The organism is Pseudacidovorax intermedius (assembly GCF_001476815.1).
Classification (GTDB): Bacteria; Pseudomonadota; Gammaproteobacteria; order Burkholderiales; family Burkholderiaceae_C; genus Xenophilus; species Xenophilus intermedius_A.
This window is the reverse complement of the sequence record NZ_LDSL01000140.1, coordinates 1-22,042: the sequence shown is the minus strand read 5'-3', so window position 1 is coordinate 22,042 and position 22,042 is coordinate 1. Positions and strand designations below refer to the sequence as shown.

General features: G+C 72.0%; 21 protein-coding genes. 11 read left to right on the top strand and 10 right to left on the bottom strand.

All coding sequences use genetic code 11. The annotated features are described in order from the left end of the window. Positions 1-71: 71 nt before the first annotated feature. Positions 72-551: an FKBP-type peptidyl-prolyl cis-trans isomerase gene (locus NS331_RS20285; protein ID WP_058643764.1), complete on the bottom strand. Its 480-nt coding sequence runs from the start codon at positions 549-551 to the stop codon at positions 72-74. Positions 552-865: 314 nt separating this feature from the next. Between NS331_RS20285 and NS331_RS20280 the strand changes: the two genes are divergently transcribed. From NS331_RS20280 to NS331_RS26295, 4 genes are all read left to right on the top strand, one after another. Beyond that, the gene (locus NS331_RS20280; protein ID WP_058643763.1) at positions 866-1,684 is read left to right on the top strand and encodes a sensor histidine kinase; all 819 of its coding nucleotides are present in this window, start codon (positions 866-868) and stop codon (positions 1,682-1,684) included. A 113-nt stretch (positions 1,685-1,797) separates the two neighbouring features. Next, complete coding sequence (locus tag NS331_RS20275) at positions 1,798-1,998, top strand: DUF3606 domain-containing protein (RefSeq protein ID WP_058643762.1); 201 nt, start codon at positions 1,798-1,800, stop codon at positions 1,996-1,998. 171 nt (positions 1,999-2,169) lie between these two features. Further along, positions 2,170-3,318, top strand: a complete 1,149-nt coding sequence (locus NS331_RS20270; RefSeq protein WP_082702646.1) for a YihY/virulence factor BrkB family protein — start codon at positions 2,170-2,172, stop codon at positions 3,316-3,318. A gap of 184 nt (positions 3,319-3,502) precedes the next feature. Next, on the top strand, positions 3,503-3,775 hold the full coding sequence (locus tag NS331_RS26295; protein WP_058643761.1) for a hypothetical protein: 273 nt from the start codon (positions 3,503-3,505) through the stop codon (positions 3,773-3,775). A 23-nt stretch (positions 3,776-3,798) separates the two neighbouring features. On the opposite strand, the gene NS331_RS20260 is transcribed toward NS331_RS26295, so the two are convergent. Continuing rightward, a complete protein-coding gene (locus NS331_RS20260; RefSeq protein WP_058643760.1) occupies positions 3,799-4,581 on the bottom strand; it encodes a transglutaminase domain-containing protein in 783 nt (260 codons plus the stop codon). A 167-nt stretch (positions 4,582-4,748) separates the two neighbouring features. On the opposite strand from NS331_RS20260, the gene NS331_RS20255 reads away from it, so the two are divergent. Continuing rightward, on the top strand, positions 4,749-6,413 hold the full coding sequence (locus tag NS331_RS20255) for a CYTH and CHAD domain-containing protein (protein WP_058643759.1): 1,665 nt from the start codon (positions 4,749-4,751) through the stop codon (positions 6,411-6,413). A 145-nt stretch (positions 6,414-6,558) separates the two neighbouring features. Here NS331_RS20255 and NS331_RS20250 read toward each other — a convergent pair whose 3' ends face one another. The 3 genes from NS331_RS20250 to infA all read right to left on the bottom strand — a co-directional run bounded on the left by NS331_RS20250 (position 6,559) and on the right by infA (position 8,926). Continuing rightward, on the bottom strand, positions 6,559-7,800 hold the full coding sequence (locus NS331_RS20250) for an MFS transporter (protein WP_058643758.1): 1,242 nt from the start codon (positions 7,798-7,800) through the stop codon (positions 6,559-6,561). Between the two features lie 341 nt (positions 7,801-8,141). Next, positions 8,142-8,465 (bottom strand): hypothetical protein, encoded by a 324-nt coding sequence (locus NS331_RS20245; RefSeq protein ID WP_058643757.1) that lies wholly within the window; start codon positions 8,463-8,465, stop codon positions 8,142-8,144. 206 nt (positions 8,466-8,671) lie between these two features. Next, the gene (infA, locus tag NS331_RS20240) at positions 8,672-8,926 is read right to left on the bottom strand and encodes a translation initiation factor IF-1 (RefSeq protein WP_017757760.1); all 255 of its coding nucleotides are present in this window, start codon (positions 8,924-8,926) and stop codon (positions 8,672-8,674) included. Positions 8,927-9,207: 281 nt separating this feature from the next. Here infA and NS331_RS20235 point away from each other — a divergent pair, with 281 nt between their 5' ends. Then, a complete protein-coding gene (locus tag NS331_RS20235; RefSeq protein ID WP_058643756.1) occupies positions 9,208-10,137 on the top strand; it encodes a gamma-glutamyl-gamma-aminobutyrate hydrolase family protein in 930 nt (309 codons plus the stop codon). Positions 10,138-10,185: 48 nt separating this feature from the next. Here the strand turns inward: NS331_RS20235 and NS331_RS20230 are convergent, their stop codons facing one another. After that, positions 10,186-13,161 carry a DNA topoisomerase III gene (locus NS331_RS20230; RefSeq protein ID WP_058643755.1) on the bottom strand — a complete coding sequence of 992 codons (2,976 nt, stop codon included), beginning with the start codon at positions 13,159-13,161 and terminating at the stop codon, positions 10,186-10,188. 177 nt (positions 13,162-13,338) lie between these two features. On the opposite strand from NS331_RS20230, the gene NS331_RS20225 reads away from it, so the two are divergent. Genes NS331_RS20225 through NS331_RS20215 form a run of 3 tightly spaced genes read left to right on the top strand, consistent with a single transcriptional unit; the run spans position 13,339 to position 15,041 of the window. Then, positions 13,339-13,977, top strand: coding sequence for an SET domain-containing protein (locus tag NS331_RS20225; RefSeq protein ID WP_058643754.1), 639 nt, complete (start codon positions 13,339-13,341; stop codon positions 13,975-13,977). After that, positions 13,977-14,774 (top strand): biotin--[acetyl-CoA-carboxylase] ligase, encoded by a 798-nt coding sequence (locus tag NS331_RS20220; protein WP_058643753.1) that lies wholly within the window; start codon positions 13,977-13,979, stop codon positions 14,772-14,774. Before NS331_RS20225 ends, NS331_RS20220 begins: the two co-directional genes overlap by 1 nt. Positions 14,775-14,807: 33 nt before the next feature. Continuing rightward, positions 14,808-15,041 (top strand): sporulation protein, encoded by a 234-nt coding sequence (locus NS331_RS20215; protein WP_242873835.1) that lies wholly within the window; start codon positions 14,808-14,810, stop codon positions 15,039-15,041. 260 nt (positions 15,042-15,301) lie between these two features. Here the strand turns inward: NS331_RS20215 and NS331_RS20210 are convergent, their stop codons facing one another. The 3 genes from NS331_RS20210 to NS331_RS20200 all read right to left on the bottom strand — a co-directional run bounded on the left by NS331_RS20210 (position 15,302) and on the right by NS331_RS20200 (position 18,123). Then, the gene (locus NS331_RS20210; RefSeq protein WP_058643752.1) at positions 15,302-16,834 is read right to left on the bottom strand and encodes a sensor histidine kinase; all 1,533 of its coding nucleotides are present in this window, start codon (positions 16,832-16,834) and stop codon (positions 15,302-15,304) included. A gap of 103 nt (positions 16,835-16,937) precedes the next feature. Further along, positions 16,938-17,612 carry a response regulator transcription factor gene (locus NS331_RS20205; protein ID WP_058643751.1) on the bottom strand — a complete coding sequence of 225 codons (675 nt, stop codon included), beginning with the start codon at positions 17,610-17,612 and terminating at the stop codon, positions 16,938-16,940. A 28-nt stretch (positions 17,613-17,640) separates the two neighbouring features. Continuing rightward, on the bottom strand, positions 17,641-18,123 hold the full coding sequence (locus NS331_RS20200) for a MarR family winged helix-turn-helix transcriptional regulator (RefSeq protein WP_058643750.1): 483 nt from the start codon (positions 18,121-18,123) through the stop codon (positions 17,641-17,643). A gap of 127 nt (positions 18,124-18,250) precedes the next feature. Here NS331_RS20200 and recA point away from each other — a divergent pair, with 127 nt between their 5' ends. Further along, the gene (gene recA, locus NS331_RS20195; RefSeq protein WP_058643749.1) at positions 18,251-19,306 is read left to right on the top strand and encodes a recombinase RecA; all 1,056 of its coding nucleotides are present in this window, start codon (positions 18,251-18,253) and stop codon (positions 19,304-19,306) included. Between the two features lie 6 nt (positions 19,307-19,312). Next, the gene (gene recX, locus NS331_RS20190; RefSeq protein WP_082702645.1) at positions 19,313-19,888 is read left to right on the top strand and encodes a recombination regulator RecX; all 576 of its coding nucleotides are present in this window, start codon (positions 19,313-19,315) and stop codon (positions 19,886-19,888) included. 94 nt (positions 19,889-19,982) lie between these two features. Here recX and NS331_RS20185 read toward each other — a convergent pair. After that, a partial coding sequence (locus tag NS331_RS20185) for a hypothetical protein (protein WP_058643748.1) occupies positions 19,983-22,042 on the bottom strand: 2,060 nt, incomplete at its 5' end.

The window sequence follows — 22,042 nt, the reverse complement described above, 5'->3', positions numbered from 1 at the left end:
CGAAGGGCACGCCATCCGCCAACGAAGAGGGGCCCCGCGGGGCCCCTCTTGCTTATTGCGGCGGCGCCGCGTCAGTGATGGTGGCCGCCGTCGCCATGCACGTGCCGGTGGGCGATCTCCTCACCCGTGGCGGCGCGCACGCCGGTCACGTTCAGCTGGAAGCGCAGGCTGCGCCCGGCCCAGGGATGGTTGCCGTCCAGCAGCACCTCCGGGCCCTTGATCTTGACCACGTTGAACACGTGCGGCTCGCCGTTGTCGAGCTGGCCGCGCAGCTGGCCGCCCACCTTCACGCCGGGCGGGAATTCGCTCTTGGGAATGGTGCGCAGCAGCGCCTCGTCGCGTGCGCCGAAGGCCTGTTCGGCCGGCAGCGTCAGCGTGGCCTGGTGGCCGGCGGCCTGGCCGTCCAGGGCCGCCTCGATGGCAGGCAGGATGTTGCCGTAGCCGCCGTGCAGGTAGACCACGGGGTCCTTGGGGGCGTCGAGCAACTGGCCGGTCTGGGCGTCGGCCACGCGCAGGCGCAGGCTGACGACAGTGTCTTGGGTGATCTGCATGGTGTCGCGGTGCTTTCTTTTCTGTGTGTCCTGAGGGCGGCCGTGGGCGCGGGCCCCGGCTGCCGGGCGGCCGATTTTGCGCGAAGCCCCACGGGCCTGCCCGGCGAGGGTCGGCGGCACGGCCCGAGGCGGGCGTGCGGGCGGCGGCACCGGCGCGCAGCAACGGGCGTCGTCCTGCGCCTACTCGCGGTGGCGCCGCCGGCGCATCGGCGCCCGCCCGGATGGCACGGACCATGCCGAACCGCCCAGCTACCTCGCGGCTGCAGGCCCCCGACCCGACCCCCGTCCGCCTTTGCTGCGTTCCAGGAGCGCCCATGCCCCGTCCCGACTCCGTGACTTCCGTCCCGCCCGCCGACGGCCGGCCGCACCGCGGCCCGACGGCGGAGGGCACCGCCATTGCCAGCCTCCAGACGCTGGAGGCCACACGCGAGGCGCTGCAGGCCCAGGTGCACCAGCTCGAGCGCCAGCTCGCGCGGCTCAGCCACGACCTGCGCAACCCGCTCGGTGCCATCCGCCTGGGCACCGAGCTGCTGCGCCGAAGCCCGCTCGACGCCCAGCAGCAGCAGGTGCTGGACCACATCGACAGCGCGGGCGAGCGCGCCCAGCAACTGATCGACCAGCGCATCGCCGAGGCCCAGGCCGCCACGCGCGCCGGCGAAGCGCCGCGCCCGGTGGCCCTGCATGCGCTGGTGGCGCAGTGCGTGGAGACCCTGGCCCAGGCCTTTCCCGGCCATCCGCTGGAACACGACAGGCTCGGCGAGGGCCACTGCCAGGCCGATCCGGACCGGCTCGCGCAGCTGGTCGGACGGCTGGTGGCGGAGGCGGCAGCGATCGCGCAGCCGGGCGGCGGGCTGATCGTGGCCTCGATCATCGAGGCCGAGCGTTTTCGCATCGCCGTGCATGCCCCGACGGGCGCCGGTGCCGCAGCGCATGGCGCGCCCGATGCGGCGCCACCGGCGGATGACGGCGCTTCGGCGTGCGATGAACCGGTCGCCCCGGATGCGGCCGGCAGCGAGGCCCGCCTGCGCGAGGCGGTCCGCAGCCATGGCGGCCGGCTGGAGGTGCTGCGCCAGTCCACGCCACCGGGGCGCACGCTGGTCGTGAGCTTCGTGCGCAACGCCTCGGCCGGCTGAAGCACTTCGGGCCGCGCGCAGGACGGCGCGCGCAACCTGCCCCTCGGGCCACCTACAGCCACGGTGCATCGGCCGCCGCATGCTGCAGACCCATCTTCAAGGAGGCCTTCGCCATGCCCGACGACCACACCCTGCTGGCGCCCGCCGGCAACGACCCCGACCGCATCGACATGCAGTCCGACGCCGCCGTCGCCGAATGGGCACGGCGCATGGACATCGACGAGACGCGCCTGCGCGCGGCCGTCGCGGCCGTGGGCGACCGCGCCACCGACGTGGCCCGCCACCTGGCCGGCGGCGGTGCCGCACCGGCCTGATCGCCAGCACGCGCCGCGGGCGCCAAGGGACGCGGCATCGCCGTTGGCCTACCTGCGTTGACGCAGCTTGGCGGATGCACACGGTGTCGGAAGCGGCCCACACTGGCGCCACCGGGCCCCGCCGCTGAAGGCGGCAAAGGCCCACGCCGCGCCATCCAGGAAGCCGCCGCCATGACCTTCAAGCAACTCTTTTCCCTCTGCAAGAAAGCCGTCGTCGCCTGGAGCGACGACTTCGCCCCCAGCATGGGGGCCGCCATCAGCTACTACACCCTGTTCTCGCTGGCGCCGCTGCTCGTGATCGTGATCGCGGTGGCCGGAGCCCTGTTCGGCCGTGAGGCGGTGCAGGGCGAAATCGTCGGCCAGCTCTCGGGCCTGATCGGTCGCGAGGCGGCCATCGCCGTGCAGGGCCTCATCCGCAGCGCCAGCGAGCCGGGCAAGGGCCTGGTGGCGGGCATGATCGGCGTCGGCGTGCTGATCGTCGGTGCGACCACGGTGTTCGCCGAGCTGCAGAGCGCCCTCGACCGCATCTGGCACGTGCCGCAGTCGGCCAAGCCCCAGGGCGTGTGGTCGGTGCTGCGGGCGCGGGTGCTGTCCTTCGGGCTGATCCTGGGGCTGGCCTTTCTGCTCATGGTGTCGCTGCTGGTGTCGGCCTTCCTGGCGGCCATGGGCAGCTGGGTGGGCGCACTGCTGCCGGGCTGGGAGCTGCTGCTGCAGCTGCTCAACATCGCGATCTCCTTCGCGATCATGACGCTGCTGTTCGCCATGATCTACAAGTTCATGCCCACCACGCGCATCGCCTGGCGCGACGTGTGGGTGGGCGCGGCCGTGACCTCGATGCTGTTCCAGATCGGCAAGACGGCCATCGCGCTCTACCTGGGGCGCAGCGGCATGACCGAGTCCTTCGCCGCCGCGGGCTCGCTGGTGGTGCTGCTGGTGTGGGTGTACTACGCGGCGCAGATCTTCCTGCTGGGCGCCGAGTTCACCAAGGTGTATGCGCTGGAGCACGGCTCGGTGGCCGATGCGCGCCTGGCAGCCGCGACGGCCGCACCGCCCGAGGTGCCGCGCAAGGGCGATGCCGACCTGCCGCCCCTGCCGCACGAGGTGGCACCCGCGCCGCCGGCACCAGCCACGGTCCTGGCCCAGACCGGCGAGGCCCGCGACGAAGTCGACCGCCGGCTGCAGGGCGCCACCCGCGACCTGGCGCGCCAGCTGCTGCTGCTGGGCGGCGCGACGGTGCTGAGCGTGATGGCCTCGCAATGGCAGAAGCGGCTGCAGAAGCAGTCGCGCCAGCGGCGCCTGGCGCGCAAGGCGCACAGCTGAGAAGCTTCGGACCAAGCCGCCCGGCCGGAGCGGATGCCGCCCGAGCCCACTGACAGTGGGCTGAGCGCGAACTGACACGCGGCTGAGTAAACCGGGCTTTACACGGCACCGGTCCGCCGGCCGGCGACGTCGACGCGTTGAATCGTCACTGCCATTCACACCGGGCACGGCCCGGTCGACGATCATGACGCGCCTGCATTCCCCCCTTCTTTCGCGCCCCGCCGCGCGCCGCCTCTGGGCCCTGGCGGCCCTGCCCGCATTGCTGGCCGGCTGCGTGGTCGCACCGCCCGCGCCGGTGCGGGTGGAGGCCCGCCCGGTGGTGGTCACGCCGCCCGGCGTGGTGTACGTGGCGCCCACCTATGCGATGCCGGCCCCCGGCTACGTGTGGCACTACCACCCGCACTACGGCTGGGGCTGGTACCACCCGGTCTATGGCTGGCACCGCGGCTGGCGTTGAAGGTGCAGCGGTCGCGCCGGTGGTCAGACCACCTGCTCGACCGTCACGCGCATCTCCTCGACCTCGACCTCGCCGTAGTTGGAGATGAAGGCCACGTCCGCCGCATCGCGGCCGTAGCCCACCACCAGGCGACCGCCGCGCGGCTCGGCCTGCGTGGCATCGAAGGTGTACCAGCGCCCGCCGATGAAGGCCTCGAACCAGGCGTGCATGTCCATCGGGTCCAGCTTGTACAGGTAGCCCACCACCTGCCGCGCCGGGATCTGCAGCGCCCGCGTGAGCGCGATGCCCACGTGCGAGAAGTCGCGGCACACGCCCTTGCCCAGGTCGAGCGTGCCCTGCGCGTCGGTGCTGGCGTCGCTCACGCCGTATTCGTAGGTGATGTTGTCGTGGATCCAGCGGCGGATCGCCTCCACCTGCGCATAGCCGGGCTGGGCGTCGCCCACGATCTCGCGTGCGCGGCCGGCCAGCCGGTCCGAGGGGCAGTAGCGGCTGGGCAGCAGGTACATCAGCGCGGCATCGGGCAGTTGGTCCACCGGCGTCGTCGCGGCGGCGGGCTCGACGGCGAGCGCGTCCTCGGTCTCCATCTCCACCTGCACCTCGATCTCCATGCCGCCGGCGGGCACCACGAAACGCTGGCCAAGGTTGCCGTACGGGTCCACGTATTCCACCGTGGGCACCCAGGGGCGCAGGTGGTACTGCTCGCTCACCACCCACTGCGCCAGGCCGCTGCGCGGGCGCAGCATGGCGACGACGGGACAGGGCTGGCTGCAGTCCAGCTTGAGGAAGTTGGTGGCTTTGAGGCGCATGGCGGAAGGGCTCGTTTCAGTGGGGACAATGGCACGCCCGAAGGCCGGCTTCGGCGGCCCGGGCGCGGCGCATTGTGGGGACCGACGGCCGGGCGGCCTGTCGGCCGAGCGCCCGTGCCGGTGGGCGCCGACGGCGGCACCCTGCTGCGACCCGTACCAAGGCTCCCATGGAAATCGAATTCAAGTTTCACATCCCGCCCGAGCGCCTGGCCGCCCTGGAGGCCGAGCTGCACAAGGGCCCCGTGCAGCGCACCCGGCTGCAGGCCCGCTATTTCGACACGCCCGGCAGCGCCCTGGCACGCGCCGGCATGGCGCTGCGCCTGCGGCAGGAAGGCGAGCGCTGGGTGCAGACGGTGAAGGCGGCCGGCCACGGCCTGCTGCACCGGCTGGAGCACAACGCGCCGCTGGACGACGCCGACACCGCCGACGACGGCATGCTGCAGCCCGACCTGCAGCGCCATGCGGACACCGAGGTCGGCGGGCGCCTGGCCCGCGTGCTGGCCAAGGCCGGCGAGCCGCTGGTGCAGACCTTTGCCACCGACATCTGGCGGCTCACGCGCGAACTGCGGCAGGACGGCGCCACCGTGGAGCTGGCACTCGACCAGGGCCGCATCCTCGCCGCCGACCCGGGCGGTGGCGCGCCGCGGGAGGTGGCCGTGTGCGAACTCGAGCTGGAGCTGCTGGGCGGCCCCCTGCCGGGCCTGGTGACGCTCGCGCGCGCCTGGGCGCAGCGCCATGGGCTGTGGCTGGGCACCGTGTCCAAGGCCGAGCGCGGCGAGCGGCTGATGCGCGGCATCGATCGCGTGCCTGCCGTGAACGCCCGTCCTCCCGGCTTCGACGGCGCCGGGTCGCCCGATGGCGCCGAGGTGCAGCGGCGCGTGCTGGCCGCCTGCCTGGCCCAGGTGCTGCCCAACGCCAGCGAGATCGCCGAAGGCAGCGAGGACGAGGACCAGATCCACCAGCTGCGCGTGGGCCTGCGCCGCCTGCGCACGGCGCTGCGCGAACTGGCGCCGCTGGCCCCCGGCTTCGACCCCGCCTGGCAGGCGCCGCTGACGGCCACCTTCCGCGCGCTGGGCGCCGAGCGCGACCGCACGCAGGTGATGGCCCAGTCGCGCGAATGGCTGGCCGGCACCGGCGCGCCGCCGGTGCGGCTGCCACCGGCGCCGGACGCGCCCACGCCCGCGCAGGCCGTGCGCGACCCCGCCTTCCAGGGCGTGCTCGTGGCCCTGGTCGGCCATGCGGCCGGCGGGCCCGAACTCGGACGGCCCGCCGTCGCGCAGGCCGGTCACGGTGCAGAGGGCCAGGCCGACCGTCATCCCGAGGCCGACACCGCCCGCCCGGCCGGCGAAGGCGGCGCGCCCAAGGCGGACGAAGCGCAGGACGGCCCCAGCGAGGAGCGGGACGACCCGCCCGCCCCGCTCGACGCCGACGCGACCCAGGCCCACCTGCGCCGCCGCCTGCGGCGCCTGCACCGCCAGTCGCTGCGCGACGCCGGGCGCTTCGACACGCTGGACGACGAGCAGCGCCACGCCACCCGCAAGCGCCTCAAGCGCCTGCGCTACCTCGCCGAGTTCGTCGCGCCGCTGCTGGACGAGGCGCGCACCGGGCGCTACCTGGCGCGCCTGCGCCCGGTGCAGGACGTGCTGGGCCTGTTCAACGACCAGGCCACCGCGCGTCGCCTGTACGAGCAGGCGGCCGAGCAGGACGCCCACGCCTGGTTCGCCGTCGGCTGGATCGCCGCGCAGCAGCCGCGCACGGCGAAGAAGGCCGGCCAGGCCCTGCGCCGGCTGGAAGACGCGCCGAAGTTCTGGAAGCGCCGCCGCAAGGCTTGATCCGCCGAGCACTCCTTCACCGCCGAACCTGGCCCTCCCCCCTCGCCCAAAAACCCGTCTCGCCCTACGGAGCCCCTCTCCCCTCGCGGGAGAGGGGTTGGGGAGAGGGGGCCCGCGCCAGACCCACAGCGCTGCGAAAGCCCCGTCACCCCTGCCGCGGCGGCTGCGGCAGCAGCCGGTAGGCCAGCGCCCCGCCCGCCAGCATCAGCGCGATGGCGCCGAACACCGCCTGAAAAGGCTCGATGCCGCGCGCCTGCGCCGCCGTGGCGATGGCCCCCGTCACCCACTGCATCAGCGCCACGCCCAGGAACATCGCCATGGTGAACAGCGCCATCGCCCGCCCGGTCACGGCCACCGGGTAGGCGTTCTTCACGTCCGGGTACTGCAGCACCATGTAGCCCGACAGCAGGCCGATGGCCAGCGCCAGCGCGATGTCCACGCCCGCATGCGCGTCGAACGCCAGCACCGCGAACAGCGCGGCGCAGGCGACGGTGAAGCCGACCAGCCAGCGGCGACGCCGCTCCGGGCCCGGGTCCAGCCGGCCGAACAGCGGCGGACCGGCGATGGCGATCAGCGTCATCAGCAGCGCCACGTTGCCGCTGGCCACCAGCGAGAAGCCGTGCCGCTGCATCAGCATCGGCCCCAGCCACAGCCCGCGCAGCGCGACGAAGGAGGCATAGGTCACCAGGCCCAGCGCCACGATGCCCAGCGTGTGCCGCACCAGCAGCAGGCCGGCGAAGGTGCGCACAGCGCGGCCCAGCGACTCGCGCGGCGCGGTCGCCGCCATCGGCGGCTCGTGCACGAAAGCCGCAATGGCGCCCCAGGCCGCCAGGGCCGCGGCGGCCAGCACCCAGAAGCCCATGCGCCAGGAACTGGCCTCGATCAGCCACGCCAGCGGCGTGCCGGTGACCAGCATGCCGCAACTGCCCAGGCCCAGGATGGCGCCGGAGACGGCGGCGAAGCGTTCCGGCGCGAAATGCCGGGCGATGAAGACCGTGCACACCAGGAAGGCCGGCGCGCAGCCGATGCCGATCAGCACCTGGCCCGCCACCAGCACGCCGAAGCTGGGCGCCAGCGCCGACAGCACGGCGCCCCCGATGGCCAGCGGAAAGGCCACCAGCACCGTGCGCCGCACGCCGTGCAGGTCGATGCCGATGCCCATGAACAGCTGCATGGCGCCGAAGGCGAAATGGAAGGCACCGGCGAACAGCCCCAGGTTCTGCGGGCTGAGCCGGAATTCCGTGGCCAGCGGCGCCGCCATGATGGCCGCCACGGTGCGGAAGGCCTGGCTGAGGGCGAAGCCGGTGCTGAGGACGACGAGCATGAGCCAGGCGCTGTGCGTCGCGGACGGCGGCGCGCCGGGGCTGGCGGAAGAGGGTGAGGTCATGGGCGGCGCGGGCGCGCCACGTAGGGGCGCGTTCGGGGTGGTGTCTCCAGCGCCGAAGCCTACCGTGAAAGCCCGGCGCGCGCGTGGCGCCTGTGCGGCAGTGACATGCGCCTTGCCCGCTGGCACCGCGCCTGTGGTCTTGCTCCGTTCGCCCCGAGCCTGGCGCCTGACCGCTTTTACCCTGAGCCTGTCGCCTTATCCCGTTCGCCCTGAGCCTGTCGAAGGGCAGAACGGCGCGCAGGACAGGGCTTGCCCCGGCTTCGACAGGCTCAGCCCGAACGGGGTCCGGGTTGATCTGCTCGCCCGCGTCTCCGTCTGAGCCCGAACGGGGTCCGGATCGATCAGTCCGCCCGCGTCCCCGTCTCGATCCAGCCCCAGCCCAGCAGTTCGGCCAGGCGCTGCACCGTCCAGCCGGCCTCGTCGCCGGAGAGGCCCGAGTCGGCGCTGCGCAGCCCGGCCAGGCAGCGCTGCAGCACCTCCTGGTCGCCCACCGAGCCGCCCTGCGACAGGGCCAGCGCCTGGCCGGTGAGCAGCTGCGCCAGGTCCTCGCACAGTTCGTAGCGCTGGCGCACCACGGCCAGCGGCTCGCGCAGGCGCTGGCGGGCATCGGCGTACAGCGCGAGGAAGGAGGGAGGGATCTCGGTCTGCTGGTCTTCGCCGTCCATGGGCACAAACAAGAAAGGGCCTCCTGCGAGACCCCGGGTCGTCAAAAGAAAAGGTCTCCTGCGAGACCCCCTGTAGCGTGAAGCGAGACGCCTTCGCGCGAAACCCCGCACCGCCACAAGACCGGCGTTTGCCGAAGCCGCCATCGGCGCGAAGGGCGTAAAGGGCGCAGCGCGAACCGCCAGCGGCCGCGCGGGCACCGGATCGATCAGCGGCGCGAGCCTTCCGGCGGCGGGCCGCGGCGCTCCAGGTGGCGGAAGGTGATGCGGCCCTTGCTCAGGTCATAGGGCGACATCTCCAGCGACACCTTGTCGCCCAGGATGATGCGGATGTGGTTCTTGCGCACCTTGCCACCGCTGTAGGCGATGACTTCGTGGCCGTTTTCCAGCGTCACGCGGTAACGCGAGTCGGGCAGCACTTCGGTGACTGCCCCTTGCATTTCAATCAGTTCTTCCTTCGCCATGTCCTGTGTCCTCTCGGAGGCAGGGTCCCGGTCTGGTGCCGGTGTCCGCTGCCGGCGCCCGAGCCGGTGGGATGGAAAAGGCGGGCGCACAACTGTCAGGGGTGGCGACACCACAAACGGATCGCCACGATCTCAACGCTTGAACGTCGCACCGCGCAGACAGGCCGCCCGGAGCAAAACCGCGGGATTGTAGCTGCGTGGCACGATACTTGCCGCCACCTGCCCGCAAAACGGGCCCTCGGCCGACAGGCTCCGGCAGCGGCAAGGCGCACGATGGCGGCATGTCCCTCGCCCCGCGCTCGCCCCAGGCCGGCGGCTCGCCGCCCGTGTCCGCCCGCCTCAAGATCGGCCTGTCGGCCTGCTTCCAGCACGCCGATCCGGGCCGCTCGCTGTTCACCAACAAGACGCTGCAGTACGTGGAGCAGTCCATCTGCCACTGGCTGATGTCGGCCGGCGCCATGGTGGTGATGGTGCCCTGCCCCACCGGCGACACGGCGCGCGGCGACACCAGCCTGGCCCACTACGCCGAATGGCTGGACGGCGTGGTGATGCACGGCGGCGCCGACGTGTGGCCGGGCAGCTATGGTGAGGAGCCGCTCAAGGAGGCCTGGATCGGCGACCGCATCCGCGACCTGTACGACCTGGCGCTGGTGGAGGCCTTCGAGCAGGCCGGCAAGCCGATCTTCGGCGTCTGCCGCGGGCTGCAGCTGATCAACGTGGCGTTCGGCGGCTCGCTCTACCAGGACATCGAGGAACAGCACGGCCACCCCGAGACGCTGCGCCACCGCGACCCCGTGGCCTACGACCAGAACTTCCACGGCATCGAGATCGTCGCCGGCACGCGCCTGGCGCAGATGTACCCGGGCGTGGCGCAGGCGCGGGTCAACAGCATCCACCACCAGGGCATCAAGAACCTGGCGCCGGGCTTCGAGGTGGAGGCCTGGAGCCTGCCCGACCGGGTGCCGGAGGCGATCCGCCGCCGGCCCGACCAGGGCAGCCACAGCTACATCGCGGCCACGCAGTGGCACCCGGAATTCCACAAGTACGGCAGCACCGACACCATCAACGACACGCCGATCCTGCACGACTTCCTGTGGGCCTGCGCCACCGCGCGGCTGCATCCGCGCCGCGCGCTGCGGCAGATGCCGGGACGCATCCGCGACCGCGCCTCGCGGCTGCTGCGGCAGGCGCTGCTGCGCCGCCGCGGCTGACGCACGCCGCCGACCGCCGGCAGCCCCAGCGGCGGCTGCGCGCGCGGATCAGCCTTCCAGGTTCTTCCCGATGATGCCGGCCAGGTCGAACATCGACACCTGGTCGCGGCCGAACAGCGGGCGCAGCTTGTCGTCGGCGTTGATGGCGCGCTTGTCCTTCGCGTCCTGCAGGCCGTGGGCCTTGATGTAGTCCCACAGCTTCTTGATGACCTCCGGCCGGGCCACCGGCTCCGGACCGATCACCGCCGCGAGCGCCGGGCTGGGCTGGCGGCCCGCGGCGGCGCTGGTCTTGCGCGGCGCCTTGGGCGCGGCGGTCTTCTTGGCGGCCGGCGCCTTCTTGACGGCCGGGGCTTTCGCCGTCGCGGTCTTGGCCGCCGCCTTCTTCGCGGCCGGCGCGCGGGCCGGCGCCGCCGAGGCCGTCTTGCGCGGCGGGAACTTGGAGGCGCGCGGCTCGAACTCGAAAGTCACCTTGCCCTCTTCCGCATTCCAGGCGAGGAAGGCCTTGAACGAGCGGCGCGTGCGCATGCTGACGAACTTGTCGAGCAGGTCGGTCTTGCCGGTGGCCAGCAGCTTGCGCACCTGCTCCTCGTCCACCGGCTGTTGCAGGATCACCTTGCCGGTCTTGAAGTCGCAGCTGGGCGCGGGCTGTGCGGCGGTGGGCACCGAGCGTTCGCACACGTAGTTGGCGCCCAGCTCGTGCACCGCCGCGCCGCATTTCGGGCAGGGGCCGAGCGAGGGCGCCGCGCCGAAATCGATGATCTCGCCGGTCTCGGCCGGGTCCTTGCCGTCGTCGCCGAAGTCGAACTCCAGCTTCCAGTTGTTGTCCTCGTCGCTGTGCTTGAGCACGATCTCGGCCACGAAGGGCCAGCCGGCCTTGGAGCGGAAGCCTTCCAGCGGGCCGATGTGCTTGTCCCGCACCAGCTGCTCGGCCTCGGCCAGCTCGAAGGTGCGGCCGGCGGGCGACTTGGTGAAGGAGAAGCCGCAGGCGTCCTGCCCGCTGCCGGACTTGCCGGTGCAGGCGAAGCGGCGGTAGTTTTCGCGCACGATGCCGCCGCAGTTGGGGCACGGCGCGGACAGCGTGGCGTAGTCGCCGGGCACGGTGTCGCGGTCGTATTCCTTGGCCTTGCGCACGATGTGCTCGGTCATGCGGGCGATCTCGCGCATGAACTCGTCGCGGCTCAGGCGGCCCTGCTCCATCTGCGCCAGCTTGTATTCCCACTCGCCGGTGAGCTCGGGCTTGGACAGTTCCTCCACGCCCAGGCCGCGCAGCAGCGTGGTCAGCTGGAAGGCCTTGGCGGTGGGGATCAGCTCGCGGCCCTCGCGCAGCATGTACTTCTCGTTCAGCAGGCCTTCGATGATGGCGGCGCGGGTGGCCGGCGTGCCCAGGCCTTTTTCCTGCATGGCCTCGCGCAGCTCGTCGTCGTCCACCAGCTTGCCGGCGCCTTCCATGGCGCCCAGCAGCGTGGCTTCGCTGTAGCGCGCGGGCGGGCGGGTCTTGAGGGCCTTGACCTCGGCGCTCTCGGTGTTCACCTGCTCGCCGGGCTTGACGGGCACCAGCGTCTTGCCGTCCTTCTCGTCCTCGTCGGTGGCGGCTTCCTTGCCGTAGATGGCCAGCCAGCCCGGCCTGACCAGCACCTTGCCGTCGGAGCGGAAGCTGTGCTTTTTGCCCGCCGCCTCGACGGTGCTGATGCGCGTCGTGACCTGGAATTCGGCGCTCGGAAAGAACACCGACAGGAAGCGCCGCACCACGAAGTCGTAGAGCTTCTGCTCGGCCTCCGACAGGCCGCTGGGCGCCTGCAGCGTGGGAATGATGGCGAAGTGGTCCGACACCTTGGCGTTGTCGAAGACGCGCTTGGTGGGCTTGACGTAGTTCTGGTCGATGGCCTGCTGCGCGAAGGGCGCCAGGTGGCGCATGCCGCTCTTGGCCAGCATGCCCATCGTGTCCTTGACCACCGGCAGGTAGTCCTCGGGCAGGGCGCGCGAGTCGGTCCGCGGATAGGTCAGCGCCTTGTGGCGTTCATAGAGCGACTGGGCCAGCGCCAGCGTGGTCTTGGCCGAGAAGCCGAAGCGGCCATTGGCCTCGCGCTGCAGCGAGGTCAGGTCGAAGAGCAGCGGGCTGGCCTGGGTGGTGGGCTTGCTCTCCTCGGTGACGGTGGCGGGCCGGCCGCGCACCGCCTCGGCGATGGCGCGGGCCTCGGCCGCCGTCCACAGGCGGTCGGCGCGCTGCTCGGGGTCAGGCTCGCCGTTGGGCAGCAGCGGCGCGTTGGCCTTCTTCCAGGCCGGGTCGAAATACTTGCCCGGGTACTGGCCGGCCTGCGCCTGGAAGACGGCGTGGATCTCCCAGTAGTCGCGGCTGACGAACTTGCGGATCTGCTCCTCGCGCTCGACCACGATGGACAGCGTGGGCGTCTGCACCCGGCCCACGGTGGTCAGGAAGAAGCCGCCGTCGCGCGAATTGAAGGCCGTCATGGCCCGCGTGCCGTTGATGCCCACCAGCCAGTCGGCCTCGGAGCGCGAGCGGGCGGCGTCGGCCAGGCCCTGCATCTCGCGCTCGCCGCGCAGGCGGTCGAAGCCGTCGCGGATGGCCTGCGGCGTCATCGACTGCAGCCAGAGCCGGCGGATCGGCTTGCCCAGCGGCTTGGCGCCGCCGGCGTACTGCTCGATCAGGCGGAAGATCAGCTCGCCCTCGCGGCCCGCGTCGCAGGCGTTGACCAGCTGCGTCACGTCCTTGCGGCGCGCCAGGCGCACCACGGCGTTCAGGCGGCCCTTGGTCTTGTCCACGGGCTTGAGGTCGAAGTGCGGCGGGATCACCGGCAGGTGCGCGAAGCTCCACTTGCCGCGCTTGACGTCGTACTGCTCGGGGGCCTGGATTTCCACCAGGTGGCCCACGGCGCTGGTCACGACGTATTGGTCGTTCTCGAAATGCTCGTCGTGCTTGTCGAACTTGCCGGACACGGGCGTGAGTGCGCGCACGATGTCCTGCGCCACCGACGGCTTCTCCGCAATCACCAGGGTCTTCGTCATCCAAAAATCTCTCATGGGGCAAGAGCCGCCCGCGGGGCCGGACACAGCGGCGCCGCGGGGTCGCAGGCATCGCCGGCCGGGGCCGGCGGCGCGCAGGACGGCTCTCTATACTCTGCGCCTCTCGCGCACGTGCGCATGCGCGCACATGTGCACATCTCAAGCTATCAGAACTCGGCGATGCCCTCCAAATCCCCTTCTTCGCCCGCACCCTCTGCCGGCCGCCGCATCCAGACCCGGCGCTCCGGCGTGCACGGCAAGGGGGTGTTCGCGACGCAGGACATCGCGGCCGGCGAGATGGTGATCGAGTACACCGGCGAGGTCATCAGCTGGAAGGAGGCGCTGCGGCGCCATCCGCACGACCCGGCCCAGCCCAACCACACCTTCTACTTCCACATCGATGACACGCATGTGATCGACGGCAAGGTGCACGGCAATTCGGCCAAGTGGATCAACCACTCCTGCGGCCCCAACTGCGAGACCGAGGTCGAGGACGGCCGCGTGTTCATCCGCGCCCTGCGCGACATCGCCGCGGGCGAGGAACTCAACTACGACTACGGCCTGGTGATCGACGCGCCGTACACGCCCGAACTGCTGGCCGACTTCCCCTGCTGGTGCGGCTCGCCCGACTGCCGCGGCACGCTGCTGGCGCCGCCGGACGAGGTCGAGGCCACGCCCGGCAAGGCCGACAAGAAGAAGCGCAAGGCGAAGAAGGCCGAGAAGAAGGCACAGAAGGCCGCCCGGGCCGACGCCGAGGACGACAGCCGGAAGAAGAAGAAAAAGGACAGGAAGAAAAAGAAAGCGAAGGACCGGTCCTGATGGCCCAGGCCTGGCCCGTCGACGCGCTGCAGCAGGCCCTGGCGGCGCAACTGCCCGGCGTCACCGTGGAGGTGGTGGCCGAGATCGATTCCACCAACACCGAGCTGATGCGCCGCGCCCGCGCCGGCGACACGCGCCCGGTGCTGCTGGTGGCCGAGCGCCAGACCGCCGGCCGCGGCCGGCTGGGCCGGCAATGGGAAGGCGGCACGCCCGCCTCGAAGGCCGCCTCGCTCATGGTCTCGATGTCGCTGCCGCTCGCGCCGCGCAGCTGGTCGGGCCTGTCGCTGGCGGTGGGCGTCGCCGCCGCCGAATCGCTGGACCCGCTGGGCACGGCCGGCGTGCAGATCAAGTGGCCCAACGACCTGTGGGTGCAGGACCGCAAGCTGGCCGGCATCCTGATCGAGACCGCCTCCACCGGCCTGGCCGGCGCGCCGCGCCAGGTGGTGGTGGGCATCGGCATCAACGTGGGCCCGCAGCCGGCCGACGGCCTGCGCATGCCGCCCGCCTGGGTGCGGCAATGGTCGCCCCAGGCCGACCCGGCCAATGTGCTGCTGGCCGTGGCGCCGGCGCTGCTGGCCGAGGTGCTGCGCTTCGCGGACGAGGGCTTCGCGCCGGTCGCGCCGCGCTTCGCCGCCCGCGATGCGCTGCTGGGCCGCGACGTGCACCTGAGCGACGGCACGGCCGGCCGCTGCGAGGGCGTGGCGCCTGGCGGCGAGCTGCGCATCGCCACGCCGGCGGGCCTGCGGCTGGTGGACAGCGCCGAGGTCAGCGTGCGGCCGCTGGGCCAGCCCTTCTGAGCGGCCGCGGATACGAAGACACGAGAAGACACGATGCTGCTGCGCCTGATCGTCCTGGCCCTGGTCGTCGCCAACGCCGGCTACTTCCTGTGGGCGCGCGGCGACCTGGCCGGCTTCGGCCTGGTGCCGGCGAGTGCGCTGGAGCGCGAACCGCAACGGCTCAATACGCAGATCCGCCCCGAGCTGCTGCAGGTGCGGCCCGCGCCCGCGGAGACCGACACCTCTGCCGAGCCGCCGGAGCCGTCCGGCTCCGAGCCCGCCCGCTGAGCTGAGCGCATGGCTGCGGCTTGGCGGCTGCCGGCAATAGCCAGGACGCGCGCCGACGACGCCCACTGACTCCCTCTCCCCTCGCGGGAGAGGGCTGGGGAGAGGGGGCTGCAGTGCCTGAAAAACGCCAGCGCGTGCCGAGGCCTCCCCCTCTCCCCAACCCCTCTCCCGCGAGGGGAGAGGGGCTCAAGGCGCCGACGGCCGTCATGAACAGATGGCCACGGCGGCCGCCCCGAAGCCGCGGAGTGGCATGGCGGGTGTCAGCTTTCCGAAGCTGTGTCGAAGCGCACCGTGAAGCGCGTCCCCGGCGGATGCTGCCCCGGATGCGCCTCCTGCAGCAGCACCTGCGCCCGGTGCTGGCCGGCGATCTCGCGCACGATGGGCAGGCCCAGGCCCGAGCCGTCGGCCTCGTTGCCCAGCACGCGGTAGAAGGGCTCGAACACCAGCTCGCGCTCGGACTCCGGAATGCCGGGGCCGTTGTCCTCCACCTGCAGCAGCAGCACGTGGCCGAAGGGGTCGGCCAGCACGCGCGCCGTGATGACGCCGGGGCGGCCCGGCGCGGACGGGGTGTAGTTGATGGCGTTGTCCAGCAGGTTGCGGATCAGCTCGCGCAGCAGCGTCGGATTGCCGGACAGGGTTACGCCGGGCGCGCCGGGCTGGGCGCCGTCGTAGCCCAGGTCCAGCGACCGGTCCATGGCGCGCGGCAGCAGTTCGCGCACCGCGTCGATGGTCAGCCGCGCCAGGTCGCAGGGCTGGCGCGCCAGCACGTCGGCACCGCCCTCTGCGCGCGCCAGCGCCAGCAGCTGGTTGACGGTGTGCGTGGCGCGCATGCTGGCGCGGCCGATCTGCTTGAGCGACTGCTTGAGCTCGTCGGCGTCCGCGCCCTCGCGCTGCGCCAGGTCGGCCTGCATGCGCAGGCCGGCCAGCGGCGTCTTGAGCTGGTGCGCCGCATCGGCCAGGAAGCGCTTCTGCGTGCCGATGGAGTCGCGCAGCTTAGTCAGCAGCTCGTTGAGCGAGGACACCAGCGGCGCCACCTCCAGCGGAATGGCCGTGGCGTCGATGGGCCGCAGGTCGTCGGGCTGGCGGTCGCGGATGCGGTCCTCAACCACCGACAGCGGCTTGATGCCGCGCGCCAGGGCGATCCACAGCAGCATGACGCCCAGCGGCACCAGCGCGAACTGCGGCAGCAGCACGCCGGTGATGATCTCGCGCGCATGCGCGGCCTGGCGCGCGCGCGTCTCGGCCAGCTGCACCAGCAGCAGGCCGGCGGCGTCGGCGCCCTCGGGTTCGGTGATGGTCTCGGGCAGGTCGGCCGCGCCCTCGCTGGCCAGGGCGATGCGGCCCGCCGGCGCCACGCCCGGGCTGCCGGGCCGCACCCAGAGGTGGGCGATGCGCACCTCGCGGCCCTGCACCTGGCCGTCGTCGATGTAGACCACGCCGGCCACCGGCGTCTGCGACAGGTGCGGGCCGGGCAGGCCCGGCGTACCGGCCAGGCGCCGGCCCTGGGCGTCGAGCACCTGGAACCACACCTGGTCGTCCGCGCTGCCGCGCAGCACCTCGGTGACCAGCGGCGGCACGTCCGGCGCGCGGCCCTGGGCCGCCGCGCGCGCCGCCTCGCCGCCGATCAGCCGCACGCCATGCGCCAGCGCCCGGTCGTAGGGCGCGTTGGCGATGCCCTGCGACACCAGCCAGGTCAGGCCGATGCTCAGCAGGATGAGCACCACGGCCGGCGCCAGCAGCGAGTCGAGGATTTCGCCGAAGAGGGAGTTCTGGGCGCGCTGGAAGAGCTTCATGCCGCGGTGTCCAAGGAGGGCGGGGCCGGGGTGCGGGCGCCGGGGCGTGCGGCGTGCGAAGCGGCGCCGGGGCGGCTGCGGGCGCGTGGCCGGGCGGCCGGCATCAGCCGTCGATCTTTTCCAGGCAGTAGCCCAGGCCGCGCACGGTGGCGATGCGGATCGGGCCCTTTTCGATCTTCTTGCGCAGCCGGTGCACGTAGACCTCGATGGCGTTGAAGCTCACTTCCTCGCCCCATTCGCACAGGTGCTCCACCAGCTGGTCCTTGCTGACCAGGCGGCCGGCGCGCTGCAGCAGCACCTCGAGCAGGCCCAGCTCGCGCGCCGACAGCTCGACCATCCTGCCGTCGATGGTGGCGACGCGGCCGGCCTGGTCGTAGACCAGCGGGCCGTGCTTGATGGCATTGCTGGTGGCGCCCATGCCGCGGCGCGTGAGGGCGCGCACCCGCGCCTCCAGCTCCTGCAGCGAAAAGGGCTTGGCCATGTAGTCGTCGGCACCGTGGTCCAGGCCCTTGACGCGCTCTTCCACCGAATCGGCGGCGGTGAGCACCAGCACCGGCACCTGGGAGCCGCGGGCGCGCAGGCGCTTGAGCACCTCCAGCCCGTGCAGCTTGGGCAGGCCGAGGTCGAGGATCAGCAGGTCGAACTCGTTGTTGGTCATCAGCGCCGCATCGGCCTGCGGGCCGGTGGCCACATGGTCGACGGCCGCGCCCGAGGTGCGCAGGCTGCGCAGCAGGGCATCGGCCAGCACCTGGTCGTCTTCGGCGATGAGGATGCGCATGGGGGCTCTCGTGAGGGGGTCGGAAATTCTAGGAGCCGCAATAGGCTTCGAGCCCCAGGGCAACCACCGTCGCCACCTCCTCGCCGACGCTGGCACGGAACTCGGCCTCGGCGCGCGCGACGCAGCGGCGGAAGGCCTCCAGCCAGGCCAGGCCGTCGGCAGTGAAGACGATGCGCCGGGCCCGCGCGTCCAGCGGATCGGCATCGCGCCGCACCAGGCCCCAGGCCTCGCACTGGTCCACCAGCGCGCCCATGGCCTGTTTGGTCATGCCGGCCGACTCGGCCAGCTCGCCCAGCCGCGAGCCGCCGCGCGCGAGGTGGCGCGTGATGTGGATGTGCGCCGCCGTCACCTGCTGGCGCGCGGCCAGGTTGGACAGCGCCAGCGGCACCTCCACGTCGTGGGCCATCAGTTCGTAGACCCGGGCGTCGAAGCGGCGCATGGCATGGCCGAGCAGGCGGCCGAGGTGGGTCTGGCGCCAGTCGTCGTCGTGCGCAGGCTCTTGGAAATCCATGGCCGATAGTAAGCCAAACTGACGAAAAAACAGCTTGGCATAAAAGTAGTCGCCCCTACACTACTGTTCAAGCATCCAGCCTGTAGATCAAGACAGGCACCCATTCCCACCCTTCAAGGAGTCACTCATGGACGCACCCGTCAAGGCCGCCAACGGCGAAAAGGCGAAGGCCCTGCAGGCCGCACTGGCCCAGATCGAAAAGCAGTTCGGCAAAGGCACCATCATGCGTCTGGGCGAAGGCGAGAAGATCGAGGACATCCAGGTCGTCTCCACCGGCTCGCTGGGCCTGGACATCGCCCTGGGCGTCGGCGGCCTGCCGCGCGGCCGCGTGATCGAGATCTACGGCCCGGAATCGTCGGGCAAGACCACGCTCACGCTGCAGGTCATCGCCGAGATGCAGAAGCAGGGCGGCACCTGCGCCTTCATCGATGCCGAGCACGCGCTGGACACCGGCTACGCCCAGAAGCTGGGCGTGAACCTGTCGGACATGCTGATCAGCCAGCCCGACACCGGCGAGCAGGCGCTGGAGATCGTCGACAGCCTGGTGCGCTCCGGCGCCGTGGACCTGATCGTCATCGACTCGGTCGCGGCGCTCACGCCCAAGGCCGAAATCGAGGGCGAGATGGGCGATGCCCTGCCCGGCCTGCAGGCCCGCCTGATGAGCCAGGCGCTGCGCAAGCTGACCGCCACCATCAAGAAGACCAACTGCATGGTCATCTTCATCAACCAGATCCGCATGAAGATCGGCGTGATGTTCGGCAGCCCCGAAACCACCACCGGCGGCAACGCGCTGAAGTTCTACGCCTCGGTGCGCCTGGACATCCGCCGCACCGGCACCATCAAGAAGGGCGACGAGGCCATCGGCAACGAGACCAAGGTCAAGGTGGTGAAGAACAAGGTGAGCCCGCCCTTCAAGACGGCCGAGTTCGACATCCTCTTCGGCGAAGGCATCAGCCGCGAGGGCGAGATCATCGACATGGGCGTCACGGCGCGCGTGATCGAGAAGTCCGGCGCCTGGTATGCCTACAACGGCGAGAAGATCGGCCAGGGCCGCGACAACGCCCGCGAGTTCCTGCGCGAGAACCCGGCCCTGGCCGTGGAGATCGAGAACAAGGTGCGCGACGGCCTGGGCATCAGCCTGTTGCCGACGGGCGGCGTGGCGGACGCGCCCGACGCGGAGTAAGCCGGCATGTGGAGGGCGTCCCGGCGCCCGCCCGGCGGCGAGGCGCGGCGCCGTTCCGACGAGGACGCGGCGCCCGACGAGGGCGCCGCCCCGGCCGCGGACGATGCGGCGGCGCCCCGGCGCCAGCGGCCCACCCTGTCGCTCAAGGGCCGGGCCCTGCAACTGCTCAGTCGGCGCGAGCATTCGAGGCCGGAGCTGGAACGCAAGCTGGCGGCGCACGAGACCGAACCGGGCGAACTGGCCCGGGTGCTCGACGAGCTGCAGGCCCGCGGCTTCATCGACGAGCAGCGGGTGATCGACTCGCTGCTGCACCAGCGGGCCGCCAGCCTGGGCGCGAGCCGGCTGCGGCAGGAGCTGGACGCCAGGGGCGTGGACCCGGCCGCCGCCGCCGATGCCCTGGCGCAGATCCGGGACAGCGAGCCCGAACGCGCCCGCGCCCTGTGGCAGAAGCGCTTCGGCCAGCCGCCGGCGGATGCGCGCGAACGCGGGCGGCAGATGCGCTTTCTGCTGTCGCGCGGCTTTTCGGCGGAGATCGCGGCGCGGGTGCTGAGGGGCGTACCGGACGAGTCCACCGACGAGTGACAGGAAAAGGCCGCGGCGGCGATGGATGTCGCCCCGCGGCCCGTGCTGCTGCAACCCGCGGGCCCCCTTCTGGCGCCCCCGCGTCACGCCGGCATCACTGCAGTTTGTACAACCCGGTCATCTTGCTGATGCCCACCTGCCGCGCATTGCGGGCATAGAGCTGCAGGCTGTTGACGGTGCTGCCGTTCGCATACTGCGTCGGATCGGTGGCATCGCAGTGCTTGTCGCCAACCGTCTGCGGCGAGCAGCCGATGACGCCCTTGCGCTGCGTGCTGCGCACCGTCGCCGAGTCGTTGAAGCGGCTGCCCTGCTGGCCCGCGACCGTGCTGCCGAACGGCGCCTGGCCGTAAGCCGTGGCCGAGGTGGGCGCCAGGGCGCCCGACGGCACGACCCAGCCGTCCTTGTCGCCGGCGGCACTGATGTCGACGACGTTGCGGTTGGACGCGATCTGCGATGGCGCGCCGAACTGGATGTAGCCCGTGGCGCTCGTGCTGGCGATCAGTTCCGCGCGCAGGGCGTCCGTCAGGCGCGGCAGCGCCATCTGGCGAAGCTCGCCGATGGTGAGCGAACGCGCCAGCGTGCGGTAGCTCTGCTCGACCGGCGCCTTGCTGGTGTCGACGTGGAAGAACTTCAGCGTCCACCGGCCGTTGTTGCCGTAACCGCGGATCTCCTCCTCGCTGGCCTGCGGCGACGCGAAGAACAGGCTGGGCTCCTTGTCCGCCGGGTTGCCCGCGGTGGCCGTCGATTCGTACTCGCCGCGCACGCGCAGCACCGACGTGCCGGTCGGCGTGCCGCTGCTGCGTGTGATCACCAGGTACGACAGCCCGGCCTGCGGCACATAGGTCAGCGTGCGGCCGCTGGGGGTGCTCACCTCGACCCGTTCGAAGACCGGATTGCCGTTGGCGTCGGTGCGGTTGGCGATGCCGATGTCGTAGCCGGTGGAGTAGTAGCTGTAGGCCGGCGTGTTGAGCAGTTCCCGGTGCTGTGCATAGGGCGCCACGCTGGCCGCGTAGTCGTAGCCGTTGCCGACGACCTTGAGCTTGCCGTCCACCTTGCGTGCACGCAGCGTCTCGAAATCGCTGTTGCCCTGGGTGTCTTCCCAGCGGTAGCTCAGCTCCAGGTCGCCGCCCTGGCGCACGTATTCCACGTTGCCGCGCGCGAACTTCAGGCCCGTGGCGCCGCTGCGGAACAGGCCCGCCCAGGCGCCCGCGTTGTTGGCGTTGCGGCCGACGCGCGCGCCGCCGTTGTAGAAGGTGGACGGGTCGTCGTTCAGGAAGATCTGGCGGCACGTGGGCGCCGTCACATCGGTGGCGCCGCCCACGGCCACGCCCGTGTCGCTGGTGGCCGTGCCCACGCGCTGGGTCAGCGGCAAGGCGTAGCAGGCGGTGATGCGCTGCATCAGTTCCGCCACCACGTCGGGCGGGGGCACCTCGGCGACCTGGATGCTGGCGGGCAGCGTGTTGGGCACGGTGGCGTCGCTGCTGCGGAAGCGCAGCGGCGGCACCACCGTGCTGTCGGCGCCCTTGACCGTGATCTCGATGTTGGCGGCCGTGCCGTCCGGCTGGACGGTGATGCTCAGCGCGTCGAGCAGCTTGTCCTGCCCCGTGCCGTTGGCCACCAGCGTGTCCGTCAGGGGGTTGGCGGCGCTCACGCCCAATGCCGCCAGCACCGGCTGCAGCGCCGTGTTCAGTTGTGCGACCTGCTGGGCCAGCGCCTGCGCCGTGATCGGGCCCGTGCTGGTCGCCAGGCTGGCGGGATTGCCGTCCGGCGCCAGGCGCGAGACGACGACCGTGGTCAACGGCGTGACGTTGGCCGTGCCTGACGTCGTCGTCGCCGCGCTGTAGAGCACCTGGTCGTCGCGCGAGACGCGCACCAGCAGCGGGGCGCGGGTGCCGGCGGGCAGCACACAGCGGTAGTCGCCCTGCCCCTGGGTCTCGCCGCTGCACACGACGGCGCCACCGGCATCGGTCACGGTCACGGCAGCGCCGGCCAGCGGCGCGCCCGTCGCGGCAACGCCGGACAGCACGGTCTGCGCCGCCACGGCCGGCGCAGGGGCCGGGGCGGGCGACGGCGCGGGGGCGGGCGCCGGCGTGGCCGCCGCGCCGCTGCCGCTCGAATCGGTCGGCAGCAGCGCGAATCCCGATCCGCCACCAC